Origin of the sequence: Amnibacterium sp. (assembly GCF_025463795.1) — a bacterium.
Lineage (GTDB): Bacteria > Actinomycetota > Actinomycetes > Actinomycetales > Microbacteriaceae > Amnibacterium.
This window is the reverse complement of sequence record NZ_JAODBE010000188.1, coordinates 1-5557: the sequence shown is the minus strand read 5'-3', so window position 1 is coordinate 5557 and position 5557 is coordinate 1. Positions and strand designations below refer to the sequence as shown.

Sequence of the window (5557 nt, the reverse complement as noted above, 5' to 3'; positions counted from 1 at the left end):
GGCGTGACCGCGGCGCTGTCGGTGCTCCGGCTGCAGCGGCTCGCGCCGCCCTCGGGACCGGTGCTCGTCACGGGCGCGGGCGGCGGGGTGGGCGGCTTCGCGGTCGCGCTGCTCGCCGCATCCGGCTTCGAGGTCGTGGCGTCGACCGGGCGGCCGGAGCAGCTCGGGGCGCACCTGCGCGGCCTCGGCGCGAGCGACGTCGTGCCCCGGCTCGACGCGGAGACCGGGAAGCCCCTGCAGTCCCAGCGGTGGGCGGCGGTCGTCGACTCCGTCGGCGGCGCACCGCTCGTCAACGCGATCGCGCAGACGGTGGCGGACGGCGTCGTCACGGCGTGCGGGCTCGCGGCCTCCGCGGAGCTGCCGGGCACCGTGCTGCCGTTCATCCTCCGCGGCGTGACCCTGGCCGGCGTCGACTCGGTGGCGATCTCCGCCGACACGCGCCTCGCCGCATGGGCGCTGCTCGCCGAGCGGTGCCCACCTGGGGCGGTGGAGACGATGACCGAGCGCGTCATCGGCCTGGCAGGGGTGCCGGCCGCGGCCGAGGACCTGCTGGCGGGCCGGGTGCGCGGGCGGATCGTGGTGGACGTCCGCGCCTGACCCTGTCAGGGCTCTGAGCATTCGTTGCCCTTCGCTGCAAATGAGCGGGTGGAGCGGGGCTCGACCCCCTAGCCTTGAAGCACCACCCGCCCGCCGCACCGGCGGTGCCTGCGGTGGCTCCACGACGCGAGGGCGCGTCGGTCCGTCCGTCCGCCCCGTCGTGCATCAGGGAGTTCCATGACCGCTGCGGTCGTCCATCCCGGGGACGCCCTGCATCCAGGCAGGCGCCTCGCCACCGTCCTCATCCTCGGCGTGCTGGTCGCGCTCGGACCGTTCACGATCGACCTCTACCTGCCGGCGTTCCCATCGGTGCGGTCGTCGTTCGGCGTCTCCGACGTCGCGATCCAGCTCACGCTCTCCGGCACCGTCGTGGGCTTCGCGCTCGGCCAGCTGCTCGTCGGCCCCTGGAGCGACCGGGTCGGCCGGCGCTGGCCGCTGCTCGTCACCACGATCGTGCACGTGACCGCCTGCCTGCTCGCCGCGGTCGCGCCGAACGTGGCCGTGCTCGGCGTGCTCCGGGTGCTGCAGGGTGCCGGCGCAGCGGGTGGCGGCGTCGTGGCGCAGGCGATGATCCGCGATCTGTTCGGCGGCCGCCCGCTCGTGAAGATGCTCGCCCGGATGGGTCTCGTCTCGGGCGCCGCTCCGGTGCTGGCGCCCCTCATCGGGTCGCAGCTGCTGCGGGTGCTCGACTGGCGCGGGCTCTTCGTCTCGCTCGCGCTCTACGGCGTCGCCGGCCTTGCCGCCGCGTCGGTCGGCATCGGCGAGACCCGGCACGCGGCCGGCCGGCCCGACGCCGCCCGGACCGTCGCCTCCCGCTATCGAGCGGTGCTCACGGACCGCGTCTTCGTCGGGGCGGCCGTCGTCGGCGCTATGCAGTTCAGCGGGCTGTTCGCCTATCTCGCGACGTCGTCGTTCCTCTTCCAGGAGGTCTACCGGTTCACGCCCCAGCAGTACGGGCTGCTGTTCGCGACCAACTCGGTCGGGGTGATCTGCGGCTCGCAGGCCGCCGCGCGGGTCATGCGCCGGTTCGGGCCCCAGTGGATCCTCGCGGTCACGACCGCGGTGCAGGCGGCGAGCGGCCTCGCGATCCTGCTGCTCGGCAGCGCCGACGCGCCGCTGCCCGTGGTGCTCGTGCCGCTCTGGCTGTTCATCGCGGCCTGCGGCTTCGGGTTCCCGAGCGTGCAGGTGCTCGGCCTCGCCCACCACGGCGACGAGGCGGGCACCGCCGCCAGCCTGCTCGGGGCGGTGAACTTCGGGATCGCCGGCCTGCTGTCGCCGCTCGTCGGCCTGCTCGGCATCGCATCCGGTCGACCCATGGGACTCGTGATGGCGGTGACGGCCGCGATCGGGATCGCCGGGCTCTGGCTGCTCGTCCGCCCCCGGACGGTCCCGCCGATCGGCTCCTGACCCCTCCCTCGAGAGTTGCCACGGTCTGCGGCTGTTCAGCCCTCATGACCGCAGGACGTGGCCCGTGTCAGGAGGGAGGCGAGGTGGCCTCCGCGGCGGCGCGGGCAGCCGCCGGCAGGGCCTCCTCGATGCGGGAGAGCGCCGCGTCGTCGTGCGCGGCCGTGAGGAACCACGCCTCGTAGACCGACGGCGGCAGGCTCACGCCGGCGTCGAGCATCGCGTGGAAGAAGGCCGGGTGCCGCCACGCCTCCTGGGCCCGCACCTCGTCGTAGTCCCTGGGAGCCTCGGTGAGGCCGAACCCGATGCTGAACAGGTTTCCGGCCCGGCTGATGGAGTGGGCCACGCCCGCCTCCGTCAACGCGCTCGTGACGGCCGCCTGCACCCGCTGGGAGGCCGCGTCGACGCGCGAGTACACCTCGTCGTCGGCGGCACGGAGGGTCGCGAGGCCGGCGGCGACCGCCAGCGGGTTCCCCGACAACGTGCCCGCCTGGTAGACCGGCCCGAGCGGGGCGAGCAGGTCCATGACCGACGCCCGTCCGCCGAGCGCGGCGAGCGGCAGGCCGCCGCCGATCACCTTGCCGTAGGTGAGCAGGTCGACGTCGAGCGCGCCGTCCGGGTCGAGGGCCCACCAGCCGCCCGCGTGGACGCGGAAGCCCGTCAGCACCTCGTCGAAGATCACGAGCGCGCCGTTCGCATGCGCGGTGTCGACGATGAAACGGTTGAACCCGGGCAGCGGCGCGACGACGCCCATGTTCGCTGCCGCGGACTCGGTGATCACCGCAGCGATGCGGCCGGGGTGACGCTCGAAGGCGAGCCGCAGGGCTGCTTCGTCGTTGTAGGGCAGCACGAGCGTCAGCGCGGCGATCTCGGCGGGCACGCCCGCGGAGGCGGGCAGGGCCAGGGTGGCGACGCCGGAGCCGGCGTCCGCGAGCAAGCCGTCGGAGTGCCCGTGGTAGTGCCCCGCGAACTTCACGACGAGCGGCCGGTCCGTGGCGCCGCGTGCCAGCCGGACCGCGGTCATGGTGGCCTCGGTGCCGGTGGAGACCAGGCGCAACCGCTCGATGGGCGTCCGGCCGTCGCGCCGCACCCGGTCGTGCACGAGCTCCGCGAGCTCGATCTCGCCCTCGGTCGGCGCACCGAAGGAGAGCCCCCGATCGGCGGCGGCCTTGACCGCGTCGACGGCGGCCGGGTGGCCGTGGCCCAGCAGGGCGGGACCCCAGCTCGCGACGAGGTCGACGTACTCGCGGTCCTCCGCGTCGTACACGTAGGGGCCGGCTGCACGCCGCACGAAGCGAGGGGCGCCGCCGACGGAGCGGTAGGCCCGCACGGGGGAGTTGACGCCGCCGGGGATCCGCCGCTGCGCACGCTCGAACAGCCGCGCGTTCCCGTCGAACGGCTCGACCGGGCCGGCCGGCGCGCCTTCCGCGGCCGCGTCGTCGGACAGCTGCGGGCTGTGGTTCATCGGTTCCGCAGCCATCCGGCCACCTCCACCGCCCAGTAGGTGAGCACCGCGTCCGCGCCGGCCCGGTGGATGGACGTCAGCGACTCGAGGATCGTCCGGTCCCGGTCGATCCAGCCGTTCCGCCCGGCGGCCTCGATCATCGCGTACTCGCCCGAGACCTGGTACGCCCAGACCGGCACCGGGCTGGTGCGGGCGACGTCCGAGAGCACGTCGAGGTAGAACGAGGCGGGCTTCACCATCACGAGATCGGCGCCCTGGTCGACGTCGAGCACCGCCTCCCGCAGGCCCTCCCGCCGATTCGCGGGGTCGAGCTGGTACGTGCGGCGGTCACCCTGCAGGGTCGACTCGACCGCCTCCCGGAACGGACCGTAGAGCGCCGAGGCGTACTTCGCCGCGTACCCGAGCAGCAGCACGTCCGCGCGGCCGGCAGCGTCGAGCGCGTCCCGTACCGCGGCGACCTGCCCGTCCATCATCCCGGAGAGCCCGAGCAGCTGCGATCCCGCGTCCGCCTGGGCCAGCGCCATGTCGCGGTAGCGGAGAAGGGTGGCGTCGTTGTCGACGGACCCGTCCTCGGCGAGCACACCGCAGTGGCCGTGGTCCGTGAACTCGTCGAGGCAGAGGTCCGTCTGCACGACGATCGCGTCGCCCACCTCCGAGGCGACCGCCCGGGTCGCGACGTTGAGCACACCGTCGGGGTCGGTGGCGCCGGAGCCGATCGCGTCCCGGTGCTCGGGGACGCCGAACAGCATCACGCCCCCGATCCCCGCCTCCGCCGCCTCGGCCGCGGCGCGGCGCAGGCTGTCGACGCTGTGGTGCAGCACGCCGGGCATGGACTGCATCGGGCGGGGCTCATCGATGCCCTCGCGCACGAACATCGGCAGCACGAGCTGCGCCGGGTCGAGGCGGTGCTCGGCGACGAGGCGGCGCACGGCGGCGGACTGCCGGAGGCGGCGGGGGCGGACGGTCAGGTCGGCGCCGCGAGAAGGTGTTGCGGTCATGGAAGCGGTCCCTGCATGGGTCGGCGCACGGCGAACTCCTCGAGGGTGTCGATGAGTGACTCGCTGCTGCGCTCACGGGCGACGATGTCGACGCGCAGGCCGGCGGCCTCCGCGTCGATGGCGGTGCGCGGACCGATGCACGCGATGACGGTCCGCGAGGGGACGAGCCCGATCTGCGCGGAGATCTGGTTCGCGACGCTCCCCGAGGTGATGAGGATGGCGTCGAACTGGCCGGAGGAGACGCGGGCGACGGTCTCCGGCGCGATCGGCACACCGACCGTGCGGTAGGCGACGACGGAGTCCACGTCGTGGCCAGCCACCCGCAGGCCGTCGGTGAGCACGGGCTTCGCGATGTCGCTGCGCAGCGCGAGGATCCGCAGCGGCGGCTCGGCGCCGCCCGACGCCTCGCCCCACTCCGCGAGCAGCCCAGTCGCGGAGTTGTCGTGGCGGGGCACGAAGTCGACCTGGTAGCCGGCCGCACCGAGCGCAGCGGCGGTCGTCTCACCGACCGCGGCGATCTTCGTGTGCTCGGGGATCACCACCCGGTGGGCGGACAGCACGTCGACGGTGGTCGCGCTCGTGACCGTCAGCCAGTGGTACTCCCCGGCCTGCAGGCGGGCGAGCGCCTGGTTCAGCGTCTCCTCGTCGGCGGTGCCGGCGAAGTTGATGGAGGGGGCGACCACGGGATTGGCGCCGCGGGCGCGCAGCTCGGCGGCCACGCCGTGCCCCCAGGGGCCCCCGCGGGGCACCAGCACGCGCCAGCCGAGCAGCGGCTTGCGGTCGCTCACGAGGCGGCTCCGAGCGGGGCGAGGTCGGCAGCACCGGCGGCGAGCAGGTCCTGGGCGAGATCGCTCGCAGCGACGGCCAGCGCGACTGCGCGATCGCCGGCGTCGAAATCGAGCTCGCGGCGACGGTCGAGCCGCTCGCCGCCGCCGGGTCGGTGCACGCTCGCCCACAGCACCGCGTGGGTGGCCCCGACCTCGCTGGCGACACCGATGGGCGCGGCGCAGCCCGCCTCGAGCAGGCCGAGCACCCGCCGTTCGGCCGCCGCGGCGTCCCGGGCTCCGGCGTCGGTGAGCGCCGCGACGACCCG

Annotated in this window: 5 protein-coding genes and 1 pseudogene; 2 read left to right on the top strand and 4 right to left on the bottom strand. The window is 74.6% G+C overall.

Annotated features, from left to right (window positions below):
- Both JWQ92_RS15800 and JWQ92_RS15795 read left to right on the top strand, forming a co-directional pair.
- Nucleotides 1–597, top strand: a 597-nt coding sequence (locus JWQ92_RS15800) for a zinc-binding dehydrogenase (protein WP_297345422.1), incomplete at its 5' end; no start/stop codon positions are given.
- Nucleotides 598–774: 177 nt separating this feature from the next.
- Nucleotides 775–2004: a multidrug effflux MFS transporter gene (locus tag JWQ92_RS15795; protein ID WP_297345421.1), complete on the top strand. Its 1230-nt coding sequence runs from the start codon at nt 775–777 to the stop codon at nt 2002–2004.
- A 67-nt stretch (nt 2005–2071) separates the two neighbouring features.
- Here JWQ92_RS15795 and JWQ92_RS15790 read toward each other — a convergent pair whose 3' ends face one another.
- From JWQ92_RS15790 to JWQ92_RS15775, 4 genes and pseudogenes are all read right to left on the bottom strand, one after another.
- The gene (locus JWQ92_RS15790) at nt 2072–3481 is read right to left on the bottom strand and encodes a glutamate-1-semialdehyde 2,1-aminomutase (RefSeq protein ID WP_297345420.1); all 1410 of its coding nucleotides are present in this window, start codon (nt 3479–3481) and stop codon (nt 2072–2074) included.
- Entirely contained in the window at nt 3463–4464 is a 1002-nt protein-coding gene (hemB, locus tag JWQ92_RS15785; RefSeq protein ID WP_297345419.1) for a porphobilinogen synthase, read from the bottom strand. The genes JWQ92_RS15790 and hemB overlap by 19 nt, the downstream gene beginning before the upstream one ends.
- A complete protein-coding gene (locus JWQ92_RS15780; protein ID WP_297345418.1) occupies nt 4461–5252 on the bottom strand; it encodes a uroporphyrinogen-III synthase in 792 nt (263 codons plus the stop codon). Before JWQ92_RS15780 ends, hemB begins: the two co-directional genes overlap by 4 nt.
- Nucleotides 5249–5557: pseudogene (locus JWQ92_RS15775) on the bottom strand (hydroxymethylbilane synthase); the annotation flags it as partial. The gene JWQ92_RS15780 and the pseudogene JWQ92_RS15775, both read right to left, overlap by 4 nt.

Bases quoted from the DNA above. Each gene is read 5' to 3' on its own strand.
- JWQ92_RS15790 (WP_297345420.1), bottom strand. From the start codon at position 3,481: ATGGCTGCGGAACCGATGAACCACAGCCCGCAGCTGTCCGACGACGCG.
- JWQ92_RS15795 (WP_297345421.1), top strand. From the start codon at position 775: ATGACCGCTGCGGTCGTCCATCCCGGGGACGCCCTGCATCCAGGCAGG.
- hemB (WP_297345419.1), bottom strand. From the start codon at position 4,464: ATGACCGCAACACCTTCTCGCGGCGCCGACCTGACCGTCCGCCCCCGC.